This window comes from Grimontia celer (genome assembly GCF_900055185.1).
Taxonomy (GTDB): Bacteria; Pseudomonadota; Gammaproteobacteria; order Enterobacterales; family Vibrionaceae; genus Enterovibrio; species Enterovibrio celer.
The window spans coordinates 1-517 of sequence record NZ_FIZX01000093.1; the positions used below are offsets into that span (position 1 = coordinate 1).

1 protein-coding gene is annotated in these 517 nt (G+C 50.9%); it reads right to left on the minus strand.

The window, feature by feature from the left end:
* On the minus strand, positions 1-497 hold a 497-nt coding region (locus GCE9029_RS25595), incomplete at its 3' end, for an aldehyde dehydrogenase family protein (protein WP_306455724.1).
* Positions 498-517 lie beyond the last annotated feature (20 nt).

Here is a 517-nt window from a genome sequence, read left to right on the forward strand (position 1 = left end):
GTGATGTTCGTATCAAGCGGATCGCCAACCACCATCTCATTGGCCGCTTTTGCAACGGCGGCAACGGCTTGATCGTACAAGCCCCGTTGAACATATAAACGCGAACCAGCAGAACAGGTCTGACCAGAATTAAAGAAAACGGATTGCAATGTTCCTGTGACGATATCCTCTAGATTGGCATCGTCAAAAGCAACACTGGCCGACTTTCCCGCGAGGTCTACCGTCGCAGGATTCATGTGTCCCAAAGCGGCTTTCCCCACCAGCTTACCCACAGGTGTTGAGCCAGTGAAGGACACTTTGTTGATTCCTGGATGGCCGGCCAGAGGGCTACCAATCTCAGTTCCCGTACCAATGACAATATTCACCACACCGTCTGGTAGTCCAGCTTCCTGCCAAATTCTCATTAAATAGATCATACTCATCGGTGTGATCTCAGCAGGTTTCAGCACAATTGTACAACCCACCACCAGCGGTGCGCACATTTTCCACATCGCCATGTTTAGCGGCCAGTTCCATG